A 15,397-nucleotide genomic window follows, 5' to 3' on the forward strand; every position below is an offset into this window, starting at 1 on the left:
GCCATTTTATTAAAATATGGATTATATAATTTTCTATCAAGAAATTAACAGCAAAGAAAAAGCTTTTCTTTGCACATCAAAGGCAGAGCTGCGTATTCTTTTTGATGCACTGGGTATGTCAGTAGATGGTGAAACTTTTACCAGGGCAATAAGTGCAATTGAAGGGGGAAAACAAGTTAACCTGGAGAATTCTGTGAACAAGATAAAGTTAAGAGTTGATGGAATAGAGGATGGCGACATCAAATTTGAATATGTAAATTTGGTGATTGCAAATGATGATAAGCTCATATTTCGCGTAAGGAATATTCTTGATATCGTTAAATTGTAAATGAAAAATAAAAAAATGAATATTGATCCGGATTCAATTATTGATATTAAAAAAGAGGGGGTGGCAGCAGCTCTGGATCCAACTGTTTTTAAAGATGGAAATTCTTATTGTTGCTTACTTGGATCAGATCCACAGTCTGGTGTTTTTGGTTGCGGTGCCACACCTGAGGAGGCCATAAAAGATTGGGAAAAAAATCTTAGAACTCACCTCACTAGCGCCGGTGATCAGGATGAGGTTGTTAAATTTGTGAAAGCAATTATTAAATCTATACCAAAAGTTGTTCCCCCTCATGTTCAAGCGTTTTATGACCAGTTTCGGCCGGTGGATCGTAATAAAATAAGAAAAACAAATAAATAAGATTTTTAAGAATGTACGGTAAACCGTATAAAAATTATTTTTTTAACTATGACATTTGAAGCTGAAGATAAGGGAAAAGAAAAACATAAGGGTCAGGGTGGGAAAAGAGCCGGTGCAGGGCGAAAACCAAATAAAGAAAAGAAAGTTACCCTGGGCTTTAAAATAAGGGAGGATTATAAGTTAGCATTGGAAAAAATGTTCGGATCAGATTTGGCGCAAATTTTAAGAACTTACGCAGAAAGTTTACTGACAAAAAAATGACAAAATTAATTTGATTTCGGTTAACCGTTTTCAAAACTTTTCCTTATCTTTATATCATAATACAATTGGATATGGAGATAAATGTTTTAGTGATAAACACGACGATAATTCAGGGGAATGACCTTGATGCGATCATAAAGATTGCAAAAGATGATTATGGATGTCCTAGATTACCTAGCCACAATCATTATCTACTAGCTGCTGTACATGACACCGATGTCGATGATGTGATAGCAGAAATTGAATCACTCCATCTAGGAAACCCTGCCTATGAAATCACACGGAGAACCATTAATAGCCAGGCTGAACTTAAAGGCCTTTCATACATACTGGAGCTGGAACCCAGATAACCTAAAAGAAATAAAGAAACGGCAATGGTAAGAACGTCCACCCATGACCTTCGCCCTGATTTTAATTAATCGGGGTTGGGGTGGTAGAAGGCAGAGTGTTTATTGACTTCTTCGATTTAACTCCTGCAGATTTTTTTCACAACTAACCAATAAGCACGAGATGGAAGTTCCTCATTTTGAAAACCTGGTAACATACGAAGATTATACAAGTGCCCTGCGTATTGTAGAAAGGTACCATGACCAGATCAGGGTTATGGTTAAATATTCCTCGGACCTACAGCAGAAGAAATTGTCCGGGATAGACCTTGCCGGTGGTCGATGTTTTTTTGATATTATAAAGGACCGGGTTTCACTTCGAACATATAATGCGATTTACAAGCACATTGAGATCGAAATTCTAAGGAGCAGGATCCTATTATTTTCTCCCCGTGATTTTACAGTTGATCATTTTCTCACTTTATTTCCAGATGAAACTGAACTTGGAAAAATTTATAATCTTTCGAGTAAGGGAAGTAAAGAGGTTTATGACACCTTGAGAAAATTGAATATTGAAATAGATTAGTTTAATATTAAATTTATGAATATGAACAAAATAGATGACTTAATAATTGATCATTTAAAGGCTGGGAAGACACAGAAGGAAATAGCAGAAATTTTCGTCAGCAACAATATATACCCGAACAGTTTAAGCTCGATTGAAAAAAGATTGAAGGTGATTAAGGAGTTATATAACGCGAGTACCATGTTTCACTTGGGCGTAATCCTGACAAAGAACATTAAAAAATCAAAATTGCCTGATTGATGATTACCAGGACACAGTATTTGAGTGCACTGGAGATAGTGGCTCAATACGAAGAACAGAACAAACATGACGATAAATGGCAGCGGATCTGCCTAACTGATTTCTTAATAGAGCATAATGCCTCTAAGCGGCTAATTAATGCAATATCTGATCTCCTAAGATCAGAAGTAAAAAACACTGGTCTTGATGAAAGCCTAAGTGTAAAAGAATTTATAGAATCCTTTACACTCAAACAAGTCAAAGGAATTCGTAATATTGGTAGCAGAACTACTATGGAACTGACGGATATACTTAAAGATCATGACCTGGGACTAGAAAAAGAGTGAACCAAATAAAATCTAAATTAAAGCAAGATGAAAAATTCAGCACAACATTATATAGACACATTGCTGTTTATAAAAAAATATAGGGAGATGGAAATTGCAAGCCTGGCTAAAAACAAAAAGGCTTTGAGTAGTATACTCCCATCGGATAAATTCAAACATCTATTTAATTCTTGGTCCGGTCGAGAAAATAATTTTGGTAGTTTCTTTTTGAATCTTGAATATGAATTACAAGGTTTATTTTTAGTTCATTGGGGCATTCCGATAAATGGATATAACGAATATCTAACTGAAATAGACAGTCATCCCTACGCAAGTATATATTCTCATCCCCCTATGTTTATAAGCTGGATCGATGCGTTAATGCTATTCTTTAATAACCATGGTATTGATGAACAGGTTATACCTGATTTCAGAATGCCATTTCTACCGGATAAAAGATATGGCAACTCGGCAAACTGGGGCAGTTACATAATGTCTTTAACCTTGGACAACCAGCTTGATGTTTTGCTGGCCATTGAAGAGAATTCATTTGAAACACTGGAGCAGAAAAGACAAAACAGGGAATATTTAAGAACAGCAACACTAAAACAGATGCAATCTTAGAAAAAAAAGAAAAATTTTATCTTGATTTAGTTAACTTTTTCAAAGTTATTTTGTATATTTATGCTATTAATCAATAGGAATAAAGATGAAAACAATCGAGATACAAAAAGCTATTATTATGCCGCAGGTTGATCCTTCGGATATCATTAACGAATTTTCTGTTAATCTTCACAAATACTCCTGGAACGATCTATTTAGCGCCTTAGAGCAGGAAATCACCCCCATAATGCGTATTATCATACGAGCTGCAATTTCAGCAAAAGATAAAAAGCAGGTATTTCAGTTGACCATCGATAAAGCAGAAAGAAAGCTTCTGCAGATAAACAATACGCGTCGTAAAAATTTTGTCCGCCGGACTTTCAAAAAGTGGGGCTTATTTTCTATGTTGGAAATTCTAAAAGATTATCCAGACTATGAATCTGATATGATGTTTAAAGATCTCGAAGTTAAGTCCAAAAAAAAGAAGCGTAAAAAAATAAAACCTCGTTTTGATTTTAGGGCAATGCAGCTTGTAAAATGCGAACAGATATTCCATTCTGTTGATAAGGGTTCAAAAGAATTCAATAAGGTTTGCGAGAGGATCGCTGCACTTACCAGGGCTGATATCAAGAGAAGCCCCTTGAAGCTTACAGTAAAGTTAGCAGATAAAAGTACATATCTATTTTCTTTCAAATGGAGTACAGATGAATCGAAAATTAAAGCGTTTCATGCTAAGGCAAATATAACCGGCATTACCCATGATGAACTGGTTGAGTTCAGAAGAGTATCAAATTTTTAAGAGTTATTTTTTCCCATTAAATTAAATCGGGGATCAAAGTTTAGAAATTTTAAAGGAAAGAGTAGTTTTGTCATTGGGGATGAAATTGAATCCGTATGGTAATTAAATTCAAAAACCCAGGAAGATAAAATGGTACAGAAAGAAAATAATACCCGACATGGTGGCTCTAGAAAGGGATCAGGAAGAAAACCAAAGCTCTCAAATCCAACTGTTATCGGGTTTAAGATTGAAAATGACATAAAGGAGAAAGCTAAAACAATCTTTGGCAATAGACTACCGGAAATGTTTAATGCCTGGCTAAATAAAGAAATAAAAAAAGCAGAAAAAATAAATAATTCTATCCCTTAAATTTTAAACGTTCCAAAAATGAAAAACACGATCTTATTATCACTTTTACTAATGCTTTCTACATTTTTGTATTCCTGCCAGGATTCGAGGATGCCGGAAGATAAATTCTCTGGGAGCTGGGTATCTACACTTCAATCTGATTCGATTAGTGCACCGGTAGTAATCTACAAAAAAGGAGAAGAATATGTCTTCAAAAATACCTATAATGGTAAAACGAAAGAATATACTGGATCGATAGAAAAATCCAACAATATGCTGGTGATTAATATAGGGGGTTATGCCGGTAAAATTTTGCACCTGCCTGATTCTGATCGGTTAAAAATGTCGACTGTAAATGGAGAAATCAACTACAGGAGAATTACCCCGGCAGAAGAATTACAACGAAGTAAACGCCGTAATAAAATTCAATAGTAATCAGAAATCGATCTTATTTATGAATATAGAAAATTATGATAAAAGGATGATTGTATACCACGGAACCAATGCAACGTTTGATGAATTTGATATCATTAAAAAAGGCGAAAACACTGAGTATAACAATACAATCCATGGAATATTTTTCACGGACAAATATGAAAATGCTAAACTATTTGGAGAGCGGATTATTCAGGCTGAGATAACTATGCACAAAACATTAGACCTCAGGCTTGAAGGTATTTTTAATATCAAAGAGCAGGCTGGTGATATTATTGAGATTGTCTTCGGTGAAAAGATTGGTCCAGAAGATGCTTTAGAAAAATTGAACGAAGACATTAGTCTTGGTGAAATCGCAGACTTTTATGATGCACTTCATTCTGATTATGCAGCTGACAAATTAAGAAGTTTAGGTTATGATTCGATAATTTCAAATTTGGGTAGTGGAAATGATGAATATATAGTTTTTAATACATCACAGATAAGACAAATTGATAAGAATTTTGAAAAACCGCAATTGATACAGCTAAACTTCAATAAAATAAATGAAAGGAGGCTGAGCTTATAAGCCTTAATAAAAATTCAAAAAAAATTTATTTTTATCTATTTTTTTCAAAAGTTGGTGTTTCCCCCTTTCAATTTGTATTTTCACAGCCAAAGAAATGTTATCATGCAAAGCTGGTTTACAAGAATGCGTAAGGAAAAAGGGATTCTCCAAAAGCAACTGTATTCTGCTTGTGGCATTTCGGGGCCAACCTGGCTAAAGATTGAAGAAGATCCAACCCAACTGAAAGCAAAGGATCTAATGATCATAGCTCCCTTGTTAAATATGAAATCAGATGAATTATTTCGTCAAATCATTGAGAATAGCCATGTATTTGAAGCTGAGCTTCCGAAAAATGCGACAATCAAAAAGCAAGATAGAGAAGTCGTTTTCAGTATTGCTGCAGCAGTGGCGAGATCAGGTAAAACCTGGAGAGAGTTCGGAGATATTGCGGAGGCTAAAAGCCATAGTAGTGTTAAGCGTAACCTTGAATCGTGGATCAACAAATCAAATTCACTCCTATCTAAGATCGGCTATAGGATAGGGATTGTCAAAAAAGATTAATAGGTTTTTAGAGTTAATTAATGCCCTTTAAAAGGGCTTTTTTATGCAATATATTTTTGTTTTTGTGCTCACATTTGAGTACATTTGTTAAAAATATTTACATATGAAAGAAAGATTAACTACCTCTCGGATGACCAATATTAGATTGTGCATTTTAACCGCTCTTGCGGCTATTACGGCCTTCTGTTGCCACTATCATAGGGATTATATAGCTTCAGTAATAACAACATTTATCGGGCTCTCAATGATTCTTTTACTCTGGACAAAGCAAAAGATTGAAAAAAACTCGAAAAGTGAGGGCTCTAATGGGTAACGATAAAAAGGAGCATTGTTTGTGGTGCAGCGCAAAAGTGGATTCGGGTATGAGGGTATGTTTTACCAGCTGGTCAATTTGCGATGACTGTCTACATAAGACTAAAGAACCGGACAATGCACATAGATGGTATAAAAAGGTTTTCTGCTTTATTTGTGACCTGGTTGTTGACTTAGGTTATAAGACGGCAGAAACAGAACCGGCACTTTATCTATGCCCTTGCTGCATCGAGAAGGGCAAAGACATTAAAAAAGTATCAAATTCATTTCAGAGGATTAATCAATAAAATCAAAATGGGCAAACAAATAGAACCAATAAACGAAAAGCATCGGATATCATTTCAAATGCCACAAATAAACCGGGATCAGCAGATATGGTTAGGTCAAAGCATTATAGCGCTAATTGGGATAAATCTTCCGGGTTATTTAAGTGAGCAGACCAATAAGGAAGACATTGCGCTAATGTTTATCGATATCCTGAAGCATTTTGGTATTACAATCGAAAACCTATATCAGCATGACCTTATAGAAAACATTCTAGATCCTGATTTTACATATAAGCTGAAAACAAGCTTGAGTTATGAAATATTGGAGAAAAAGCAAATTTGATTAATTACTTTTGATAGGATAGAAAGGAAGACAAGATGAAAAATAAAATAAGCGAAAACTTAAAATCACATCCCCAGTCAGATTTATTGGGAATGGAAGAATTTATTATAACTGAAGATTTCGAAGCACTTTTTTCTTCGCTGGTAGGAGTCTACTCCAGGTTGGCCAGCACAGAAAAGTTTAGGAAAGATACACAACCAGACTTAGTTAAAGTTTCAGATTACATTAAACGGAGCAAGGAAATCTACATCATCAAAAAATCAATTTTGACCAAGCCATTGATTGCTCTTAGAGATGCGATCGAAGAATATCGTCCTGAACTGAGAAAGATGGAGAATTTGGAAAAGAGGTTGCAAAATGGTTAAAGAAGATTTTAAACTAAGCGATGAACAAAACTCATATATCTATGAGAATATTATCAAGCCGGAATTATTTGCCGGTGGTAAAGTTTATAATGATCAACCAACAGCATTATACTTAGGTGCTCAACCAGGAAGTGGAAAAACCGCCCTGAGTCGTTTCCTCGATCAACGAGTAGACAGATCGAAAACGGTGGTGATTAATAACGATGAGCTTAGAAACCACCATCCTGAATACAGAAAACTTATGGATCATCCCACCGAATTTGCAAAAGCTCCTGTGATGGTAAATGCGGACAGCACAATTTGGTTACAGAGAGTCTTTCAGGATGCAATAAAGAATAATTACAATATAATATTTGACTCGACGCTCGGCAGCAAGAATATTACCGGCTTTACAGATGCAATGAAGCTCTTAAAAGAAAAATATCAATATCAGATTGAACTTCACATTCTTGCTGTTAAACCGGAGTTATCAAAAATGGGGATTCACTTGAGGTACGAAAGCCAGGTACAATCAGATGGGAAGGGAAGGTTTGTAGAGATGAGCACCCATGATCTCAATTTCAGTATGCTGCAGCCAAACATAGAAAAAATATTAAAAGATGTTGCTATCGATCATATTTCTACCTATACCCGGCTGATCGGTTTTGAGAACGGACAGATCAAAAACAATTCTGTTGACCAATTAATGGGTATTAATAGACCGACCTCCAGCGATTTCACCAAAATTAAGGAATCCATCAACAATGAATGGCAGCGCCCACTTACAGATAATGAAAAAACATACTTCAAATTCCGTTTTGACCAGGTAGTTGGAATGATCAGTAAACGCGGAGGGGATCTTGCTCAATTTAAAAATGATGTAAGGGACCTAACCAGGTATAACATTGAAAAACTTGATTTTGCCAAACTGAGCAATTCTGGTCCAAAAATATAAAGGGTTAGATTAATCTAACCCACAATACGTATGAACCCGGATATTAGCAGATCTTAATAACCTGGTAACTTCATACATACTCATATCTTCAGTAAAATTATCGTGAAGTAGTTTCCAGGCTTTGGCTAAGCCTCTTTTAGAAGTTGAAAAAAATCTGGGATCATTGTTTTGATCCGTGAGGTCAGATCCTTTTATCACTTTTTCATTTAGATCATAACTGATCTTAGTATTCGAATTGTGCAGATAAAATTCTTGTTTTTCCATAATAAGGGGTTTTATTGCAACAGGATATCCGAGCATTTTGTCAAGGTTGGCAAAGCCATTTATATAACCTTGACAAAAGCAGCTGCTCGTATATATGTTCGCAATGACAAAACACCAATTATGAAAAGCCAGGATAGCATCTATTTGGATGCATCGTTGATTTTAACAATAACCAGCTGATAGCCGATCTTTCTGAGGGCATTATCAGCCTTGCTCAACCATCTAAAAAATGTAGATCTGAAACCGCTCCTGCTCTGATAATTACATGCTTCGGCCATTTTAGCCCAGGTCAAATTTTCCTTTTTTAATTTCTCCTTTATAGATTCCTGCAATTCGTCCATTATATTATAGTCTTATAATTTTTTTGTGATGTTTTTTTTGGGCAGCAGAACGGCATGTTTAACAACCGTAACATCGATACCGTCCCTAAGTTTATTCTTTAACTCTATGGGGATGTTTAATGCATCATCCCATTGGTAAGGGTAATAATTGACCAGGTAATCTCTTTCTTCGAAGCTCTCGCTACAGAAAGCTGTAGCCTTCATTACTATACCTATCGACCTAGATGGTTTTATAGTACTGGCGATATTCTTTGTCAAGCTTTCTAACTGAACCTGTGACAATTTATCAGCCATTAACACAACATTTAATGTTGGAAGGGGATGGGAATTTATGAGCCTAAAAAATATTGCTTTGTTTTTATAGGCCAACAGTAATACTTTTACTGCATCTTCTAATGATTTGAACTCAATATATTTCATCAGTTTTGTCCAGGGCTTATTTATTTGTTTTTGGAAAAATGAATTCAACAGTGAAGTCAGATTTAAGCGATAGTGCTGCATCGAATGTTTTTTGGTTTTTACCTGAGAATCCCTTAATTAATCCTGTTTTCCCTTTAGTTAGTAAAGAATTTAATTGAGCATCATTTATTTTTTTACTTGCGATTGTTCGGAAGATCTTAAATTCGCATCCAGAGTTTTGTTCACTGCAGCTGGCTACTTTATCATTGATCCTGATAAAGCCTTTTTTGCATTTAGGACAAATTACCTTGTCTGCGTTTACTGCCGATTCAAGACTTTTACTTTGTTCCGTATTAAGTGAAAGTAGTCCTTTGGTGATATCATTTGTATAATCATGGATTGCTTTCATAAAACTTTGTGCCGGATACTTACCGATCCTGATTTCTTCCAACTTCTGTTCCCAATGTCCTGTAAGCACCGGATTTCCTACCGGCTTATCCTTAATCAGGTTATAAACGGAAAGCCCCAAAGCTGTTGGAATTATCGAATTCTTTTTGACGGTGGTGACATATTCCCTAGTAAATAAGGTTGTGATGATTGCTGCCCTCGTTGCTGGTGTACCAAGGCCAAGGTCTTTCATGGCTTCCCGTTGTTGTTCATCCTCTATCTTTCTACCACAGTTCTCCATCATTTCGAGCAGGGTATCCATTGTCAATAATGGTTTTGGTTTGGTTTTTTTACTGAGTATCGAGGTGTTGTTAATTGCTAAAGTTTCACCTTTATCAAGTTCCGGAATGGAACTAACAAATTGTTCGTCTTCATCGATGTTATTCACTGGTTCATTTTGGATTCCACGCCACCCTGCACTTATCGTTTTAACGGATGATACCCTAAAATCAACACCTGCAGATTCAATAATGACGGAGTAAACAGACTTCACACATTTTGGAGCAAAGGATTCTAAAAACCTAAATACAATCAGGTCATACAGGGCAAGTTGATCAGACTTTAATGATGACCGGTCAAAACTCTGGTTAGTGGGCAGGAGTGCATGGTGATCAGTAACCTTGTTATCATTCACCGAGCCCTTGTTAAGCTCATTCAAGTTTATATTTTTCCCTGCAGTCGAATAGTGGGGCAATTTAATTAGCTTATCAATAAGGGAAGGAACCGTTTTGAAAACATCTTCACCAATGTAACTTGATCCAGTCCTGGGATATGTTATCAGCTTACCTTCATAAAGAGTCTGGGCAATCTGCAAGGTTTGATCCGGATTGAAATTAAGCTTCCGACTAGCCTCTCTCTGGAGAGAGGTTAGATCATAGAGTTTCGGTGGATTCTCTATTTTAGATTTATGCTCGGCCTCGACAACCTTACAAATTTTTAAATGATCAATTGAAGCTTTGATTTTGTTAACCTGGTCAATTTGCTCATAATCTTCTTTACTCTGCAGTGAGAAATCAACCCCATTCTTGTTGCAGGTGATTGAAATTTTGTAATAATCCGAAACTTTAAAATCGGAATGATCGATATATCGTTTACACACCATCGCAAGTGTGGGAGTTTGTACTCGACCAATGGATAATGTCTTATTTGTATTTGCAGCTCCACTAAGAGCCCTGGTGGCATTTAATCCAATCAGCCAGTCCGCCTCGCTTCTACATTTGGCAGCGTAATAAAGTGTGTCGTAATTTGTTCCTGGTTGAAGTGTGTTAAAGCCGCTTAGGACAGCTTCATCCGTTTGAGATGATATCCATAATCGCTCAAATGGGAGGGTACAACCAAGATATTCATAAATATACCTAAAGATCAGTTCTCCCTCTCTCCCTGCATCTGTGGCCACTATGATCTTAGTGGATTCTTTTAGTAAAGACTTGATTATGTTGAGCTGCTTTTTTGCACCAGGCTCATCAATATAATCTTTACCTTTTTTTACCTGCTTTGGCACCAGTTTGAATTTACTGGGTATCATTGGTAGTTGAGAAAGATCAGAAAAGGAACTAAAGCCATAAGCGTCCGGCATTGCCAATTGAATCAGGTGACCATAGGCCCAGGTGAAGGCAATATTCTTGCCTTTAATGTGTCCTTCTGCACTTTGTGTTGCTCCCATTATTCGGGCAAGATCTTTCGCTACCGAAGGTTTTTCTGCAATTACTGTAATCATTGATAAATGGTTTGAGATGTTTTTAAATGGCCAATCTCTTCAGGAAGGCTTAGTCTGTTTATTGAAAGGATTAATTCCAAAGAGTCAAATTCACGTACATGCATTAAAAACCTCTTTTGATACAATATCGTATCATTATGGTCTGTAATCACGACACAGTAATTAAGAGCATGATCAGGTACACGGGATACATTTACCTGTATAGGATAAGGAGACACCAGGGGGTTAGTCTCCAGAAAGGGGAAAACTATTTCCAATAGGTCATATAGCTCATAGTTCTGCATGATATCCCTAATTCCCTGTGTATAAAAATACTGCCTAAAAGTGGGTATATAATACTGTGTATCGCCTTTTTTGTACTGAGTGACAAATGAGGCAAATTCTTTGTTAAGGTTAATGCTTGTTTGTAACATAATTTAAATTTTTTATGGGTTTGAAAACTAATTTAAATGTACTCATATATGAGCACAAATACAAAATTATTATGTGTTTTTTTTTATTTTTTTCCCCTTTGATTTAAATTATTATGCCAAATGTTGGCTATCTAGATGATGAGCGCTGGAGGGTGGGCCGTAAACAACCTGGTTAAAGTTGTAGCCCGGAAGTGGATTTTTGAGGTTGGTGTTAACCAGGTGAAAAAAATTAACGTACCGGGGTTGCAACGTTAAATTGTTTTTCTTTAATAAGTTATAAAACATAAAAGAAAAACAATTGATTAACCAATCCTTAAAGGCGTGGGAGCATAAGGTTTGTAGAGAAGTATAAAATTAACTTTAATAGAAAAGGCCCCGTAGGGGCCCAATTTTTTTAATTTACAGGAATCGGCTGTGTTACCAAGGAATCTAGGTTCATGAAACAGCCGCGTTTATCAACAATACCTTCTCTAAACATCGACCATAAAATCGACGATCCAAAATTGGCCAGTGCTGGGTTAATGAATAGATCTTGTTTTTCCAGGGCTTCCGCTAATGAGCAGCTTGGGGCATCATCAGCAACTTCTGACTGCTGTAAAAGAGTAGGATAATCTTCGGTGATAAGTGGAAGACGGCTGATCGGCTCAAACTGATCTGAATCGGGCTGTTTAATATTTGATATCGATGAAAGAATAACCTGTCCAGTTTTCTTTGAATTTCCAAAATCCATCCAATATAATGGAGTTTTAAAATTAACAGTGTTTTTCCACTCCACAGAAATATCTAATCTTGTTTTTACATTATCTACACAGGAAATAATGAAATCATAATTGCTAAGGGACTTGATGGGAAATTTAGTTTCCTGGGCTTTCCATCCCGTACCAAAGAACCTGTTTATTCTATTGACTAGTGCAATACCTTTATTTAGCCCAATTTCACTCGCAGAAAATAGCTGCCTTCCGATATTCGATTCGGAAACCAAATCGTCATCAAAGACTGTAACTTGTAAACCGGCATGTTCTAACTGGAGAAGCGCATGGTTTATTTTCGATAAACAGGTTAGCATGTGGCTACCTGTTCCGCCAACACCGATCAGAGCAATTTTAACAGGGTTCAAGGCATTATATAGTCTTGGTGATATAAAGTGTACTTTTTTCTTCATCATTAATCGATTAGCGTTTTAATAGTGATATTTTCTGATTTTAACTCTGATAAGGGAAATGGGGTGTCAACACCGATGTGACTTTTCCAAAACTCTACAATATTTGATTTGATAGGACTAACTGATCTGTTCATGTGGGAAAAACTACTGTTCCAAAAAGCACTCTCCCAACCCTCTATGAATTCTTCCAGTGAACTGGTTTTAACAAAATCTAAGTCGACGTTACCCATGCATACATTCCCATCCCTTACTACACTTTGATCATAAATATTAAAGAATGGTGCTTGATAGAGGGGGGTTGAAAGAACTGGTGATCCTTTAGGTGTTAAATGTAATGCATACACACTTAAATAGTTTTTACTGGCTTTCCAAAGTAGTGATGGGACATTTGCTCTACCATTAGGTATTTCAAGTAATTCGGTAAAGTTGAGCTGAACATTCTGTGGTTCGGTGTACCATATCACATAGGACTTATGGGCATGGTTATTTACTTTTAATATATTTTTAGGGAGCAAACCTTTTGGGGTAAGAAAATTGTTTGCAAGTTCTCCTGACTGTAAACATAACGCCAGCTCTGTACATTCCTGAATGGTTAGGGGATGAGCATTTACGGGCTTGCCTTTTTCATTAATATCATAACTCTCGATATAAACATCTTCACGATCCTCAGTTTTATGTATTAAAAAAGCTTTAAACGGTGTGTATTTTTTATTGATATGGGTTGATAGATCTCTTGACATAATTAAAGGTTTTCAAGTGTTTCGGCCAGATCATTTAATAATCTGAAATATTGTTTTACGTATAGGGTATTGAAATTATTTATGATTGTATGCGGTTGATCAAATAAATGAGGTTCCTCGCAGGGCAATGCGATCTCCGTTTTTTCCTGTAAATGATCGTTAACAATATACATTAGTTCTTCTCCATGCGGCTCAACAGTCCAACCATAGCAAAAGGACATATATTCATCCGGAGTAAGTACATTATAATCATCCTCCACATCTTCCGGATGTACAATGGTATTGAATATGTTGAAATTTCCATATTGTCTATAAAAACAAAGAAAACTATTTGCTACCTCTAATAATGACTTTTCTGTCTCATTGCTCGGTAGGTAATTTGCAACACGCCTTTCAAATGCCATTAGGTTTTTTGTGTTAACTGCCCTTGCTCCAAAGTCTCTTTTGTATAGTAGTGCATCTGGGATAATCTCTGATACTGCATTTTCCTCTGGCTCCAATTCGCTCCAACATTCATAAATTCCCCCGATAAAAGTGTGTTGGTAGTGTTCCAACCTACAAACCTTAAACAAATAACTAAATACTGACATTAAAAGATTTGCGGCCGAAAAGTTCTTTTTTTCTTTGAGGCGGTAGTATGGTGATACATCAATAAAGTATAGTGTATTATTTATCGAAATTTCCTTTTGAATTTCGATGGCCACATCGTTTTTATGCTCCACCAGTCTAACCACATAGTTATCATTATGACTTGACAAAAAAGATTTAATATCATTAAGAGCATTATTGATATTTTGGGGATAGGTGTGGGTTTTAGAGAGGGATATATCGGCTGTAAATGTTGCATTAAAATTTTTGATGTTATTTTCTATTGATGATTCCACCTTTGCCCTGTCCATTAAAATGGGGGGCAGTGGTGAAATAGTATGAAATGAATGATTCAGAAAACCATTTCCAACAGGTTTATGGGTGCTGTTTTCTTTCTTTCCCGAAGTACTTCCTGAGCGTCTCTTGCGTGATCTAACTGGCTGCTGAAAGTTAGAATTGATTGATATTTGATACATAATGTTTCTGAATTTGGTAGACTGACAATCTTAGATTTTTTCATCCCTTTGTTCCTAAAGTGGTTGTAAATGTGTATTTAATTTTATCTTTTTCAATAGTGGGGCCTTCGATCTTAGCTGTAGTAAGAATTGGGAAATTGTTTGCATAAAAATTCAATACGGCCTGCGTTGTAAATGCTGGATTTGGGTCTTCTAATGTTTCTTCTTTTCCTTCAAGTTTGAAGACAAAAATTCGGGGAAGTAGGGTTTTAAGTAGCATATTATTAAAAAAGGGTTAATGTGTTTTTCTTGAATTCCAGTTCTTGCTTTAATTTTTGGATATCCTCTGCATTGGAAGGGAACTTATCGGGGTTAGGCAGTAGAGCATAAGCCTGTTCATAATCTGCATTTGCTGTAAGCTCCTTTATTTTGTTATGTAGAGCGTCCCACTGTTTTTTGTTTTCTGCCTCAGCTGCCTTAGATGCTTTGACAATTGCGCTTTCTTCTTTAGCTCTCTCCACACTCTTTGTGAAAGAAACCATATTGAGCAATAGAGTATCTACCACAGTTAGTGGTTCGGATATAGCGTTGATTAATCCGTTATCCAATTCCTCAGCTGTACCGCTTAAAACAAGTGGAGGAATATGGTGCGCTGCTTTATCAATATTGTCTTGATTTGAAATAAAAACGATAACCTGAAAGGTATCCCCAGTTTGGGTAACCTTAAAAGTACATTCAGCGCTTAGGTTAAGTTTCTGTAATTGGGCGAAAAAATTCATATAAAAAATTTTAATAAATATCTAGTCAGAAAAGCTTTGTTAAGGCCCTTCCGTCATTGTTTCATAGTATAAATGTACTCATATATGAGCACAAATACAATATAATTTTGTTTTGGTTTTTATTTCATTTCCCTTTCATTTATTTGATGACCAACATATTTTAAAAAAAAAGGCAGTCATTTCTGACTGCCTGGCAA

24 protein-coding genes are annotated in these 15,397 nt (G+C 35.9%); 15 read left to right on the top strand and 9 right to left on the bottom strand.

The window, feature by feature from the left end; genetic code table 11:
- The first annotated feature begins 16 nt into the window (after positions 1–16).
- The 15 genes from U859_RS0125395 to U859_RS0125475 all read left to right on the top strand — a co-directional run bounded on the left by U859_RS0125395 (position 17) and on the right by U859_RS0125475 (position 7,895).
- Positions 17–328: a hypothetical protein gene (locus tag U859_RS0125395; RefSeq protein WP_025146063.1), complete on the top strand. Its 312-nt coding sequence runs from the start codon at positions 17–19 to the stop codon at positions 326–328.
- The gene (locus U859_RS0125400; protein ID WP_025146064.1) at positions 329–685 is read left to right on the top strand and encodes a hypothetical protein; all 357 of its coding nucleotides are present in this window, start codon (positions 329–331) and stop codon (positions 683–685) included.
- A 48-nt stretch (positions 686–733) separates the two neighbouring features.
- Positions 734–946 carry a hypothetical protein gene (locus U859_RS0125405; protein ID WP_025146065.1) on the top strand — a complete coding sequence of 71 codons (213 nt, stop codon included), beginning with the start codon at positions 734–736 and terminating at the stop codon, positions 944–946.
- A gap of 71 nt (positions 947–1,017) precedes the next feature.
- On the top strand, positions 1,018–1,296 hold the full coding sequence (locus U859_RS0125410; protein ID WP_025146066.1) for a hypothetical protein: 279 nt from the start codon (positions 1,018–1,020) through the stop codon (positions 1,294–1,296).
- A gap of 160 nt (positions 1,297–1,456) precedes the next feature.
- Positions 1,457–1,858, top strand: a complete 402-nt coding sequence (locus U859_RS0125415; protein ID WP_025146067.1) for a hypothetical protein — start codon at positions 1,457–1,459, stop codon at positions 1,856–1,858.
- A 239-nt stretch (positions 1,859–2,097) separates the two neighbouring features.
- Positions 2,098–2,424: a hypothetical protein gene (locus tag U859_RS0125425; RefSeq protein WP_025146069.1), complete on the top strand. Its 327-nt coding sequence runs from the start codon at positions 2,098–2,100 to the stop codon at positions 2,422–2,424.
- A 27-nt stretch (positions 2,425–2,451) separates the two neighbouring features.
- The gene (locus U859_RS0125430) at positions 2,452–3,027 is read left to right on the top strand and encodes a hypothetical protein (protein WP_025146070.1); all 576 of its coding nucleotides are present in this window, start codon (positions 2,452–2,454) and stop codon (positions 3,025–3,027) included.
- A gap of 85 nt (positions 3,028–3,112) precedes the next feature.
- Positions 3,113–3,805: a hypothetical protein gene (locus U859_RS0125435; protein WP_025146071.1), complete on the top strand. Its 693-nt coding sequence runs from the start codon at positions 3,113–3,115 to the stop codon at positions 3,803–3,805.
- 129 nt (positions 3,806–3,934) lie between these two features.
- Positions 3,935–4,153 carry a hypothetical protein gene (locus tag U859_RS0125440; RefSeq protein WP_025146072.1) on the top strand — a complete coding sequence of 73 codons (219 nt, stop codon included), beginning with the start codon at positions 3,935–3,937 and terminating at the stop codon, positions 4,151–4,153.
- 18 nt (positions 4,154–4,171) lie between these two features.
- A complete protein-coding gene (locus tag U859_RS0125445; protein ID WP_162800043.1) occupies positions 4,172–4,564 on the top strand; it encodes a hypothetical protein in 393 nt (130 codons plus the stop codon).
- A gap of 22 nt (positions 4,565–4,586) precedes the next feature.
- Positions 4,587–5,135: a hypothetical protein gene (locus tag U859_RS0125450; RefSeq protein WP_025146074.1), complete on the top strand. Its 549-nt coding sequence runs from the start codon at positions 4,587–4,589 to the stop codon at positions 5,133–5,135.
- Positions 5,136–5,237: 102 nt separating this feature from the next.
- Positions 5,238–5,675, top strand: a complete 438-nt coding sequence (locus U859_RS0125455) for a helix-turn-helix domain-containing protein (protein WP_025146075.1) — start codon at positions 5,238–5,240, stop codon at positions 5,673–5,675.
- Between the two features lie 657 nt (positions 5,676–6,332).
- The gene (locus tag U859_RS0125465) at positions 6,333–6,596 is read left to right on the top strand and encodes a hypothetical protein (protein WP_162800044.1); all 264 of its coding nucleotides are present in this window, start codon (positions 6,333–6,335) and stop codon (positions 6,594–6,596) included.
- A 35-nt stretch (positions 6,597–6,631) separates the two neighbouring features.
- A complete protein-coding gene (locus U859_RS0125470) occupies positions 6,632–6,961 on the top strand; it encodes a hypothetical protein (protein ID WP_025146078.1) in 330 nt (109 codons plus the stop codon).
- On the top strand, positions 6,954–7,895 hold the full coding sequence (locus tag U859_RS0125475) for a zeta toxin family protein (protein WP_025146079.1): 942 nt from the start codon (positions 6,954–6,956) through the stop codon (positions 7,893–7,895). The genes U859_RS0125470 and U859_RS0125475 overlap by 8 nt, the downstream gene beginning before the upstream one ends.
- Before the next feature lie 9 nt (positions 7,896–7,904).
- Here U859_RS0125475 and U859_RS0125480 read toward each other — a convergent pair whose 3' ends face one another.
- The 9 genes from U859_RS0125480 to U859_RS0125535 form a co-directional block, all read right to left on the bottom strand.
- A complete protein-coding gene (locus tag U859_RS0125480; RefSeq protein WP_162800045.1) occupies positions 7,905–8,159 on the bottom strand; it encodes a hypothetical protein in 255 nt (84 codons plus the stop codon).
- A gap of 353 nt (positions 8,160–8,512) precedes the next feature.
- Positions 8,513–8,920 (bottom strand): hypothetical protein, encoded by a 408-nt coding sequence (locus U859_RS0125490; protein ID WP_025146082.1) that lies wholly within the window; start codon positions 8,918–8,920, stop codon positions 8,513–8,515.
- 16 nt (positions 8,921–8,936) lie between these two features.
- Positions 8,937–11,063 (bottom strand): type IA DNA topoisomerase, encoded by a 2,127-nt coding sequence (topB, locus tag U859_RS0125495; protein WP_025146083.1) that lies wholly within the window; start codon positions 11,061–11,063, stop codon positions 8,937–8,939.
- The gene (locus tag U859_RS0125500) at positions 11,060–11,476 is read right to left on the bottom strand and encodes a DUF6876 family protein (protein ID WP_025146084.1); all 417 of its coding nucleotides are present in this window, start codon (positions 11,474–11,476) and stop codon (positions 11,060–11,062) included. The genes topB and U859_RS0125500 overlap by 4 nt, the downstream gene beginning before the upstream one ends.
- Before the next feature lie 394 nt (positions 11,477–11,870).
- On the bottom strand, positions 11,871–12,641 hold the full coding sequence (locus U859_RS0125510; RefSeq protein ID WP_025146085.1) for a PRTRC system ThiF family protein: 771 nt from the start codon (positions 12,639–12,641) through the stop codon (positions 11,871–11,873).
- On the bottom strand, positions 12,641–13,378 hold the full coding sequence (locus U859_RS0125515; protein ID WP_025146086.1) for a hypothetical protein: 738 nt from the start codon (positions 13,376–13,378) through the stop codon (positions 12,641–12,643). Before U859_RS0125515 ends, U859_RS0125510 begins: the two co-directional genes overlap by 1 nt.
- Positions 13,379–13,380: 2 nt before the next feature.
- Positions 13,381–14,442, bottom strand: a complete 1,062-nt coding sequence (locus tag U859_RS0125520) for a hypothetical protein (protein WP_162800046.1) — start codon at positions 14,440–14,442, stop codon at positions 13,381–13,383.
- A gap of 40 nt (positions 14,443–14,482) precedes the next feature.
- The gene (locus U859_RS0125530) at positions 14,483–14,701 is read right to left on the bottom strand and encodes a PRTRC system protein C (RefSeq protein WP_025146088.1); all 219 of its coding nucleotides are present in this window, start codon (positions 14,699–14,701) and stop codon (positions 14,483–14,485) included.
- Positions 14,702–14,705: 4 nt separating this feature from the next.
- Positions 14,706–15,200 carry a PRTRC system protein E gene (locus U859_RS0125535; protein ID WP_025146089.1) on the bottom strand — a complete coding sequence of 165 codons (495 nt, stop codon included), beginning with the start codon at positions 15,198–15,200 and terminating at the stop codon, positions 14,706–14,708.
- Between the last annotated feature and the right edge of the window lie 197 nt (positions 15,201–15,397).

It is taken from the genome of Pedobacter jeongneungensis (genome assembly GCF_000633455.1).
Classification (GTDB): domain Bacteria; phylum Bacteroidota; class Bacteroidia; order Sphingobacteriales; family Sphingobacteriaceae; genus Pedobacter; species Pedobacter jeongneungensis_A.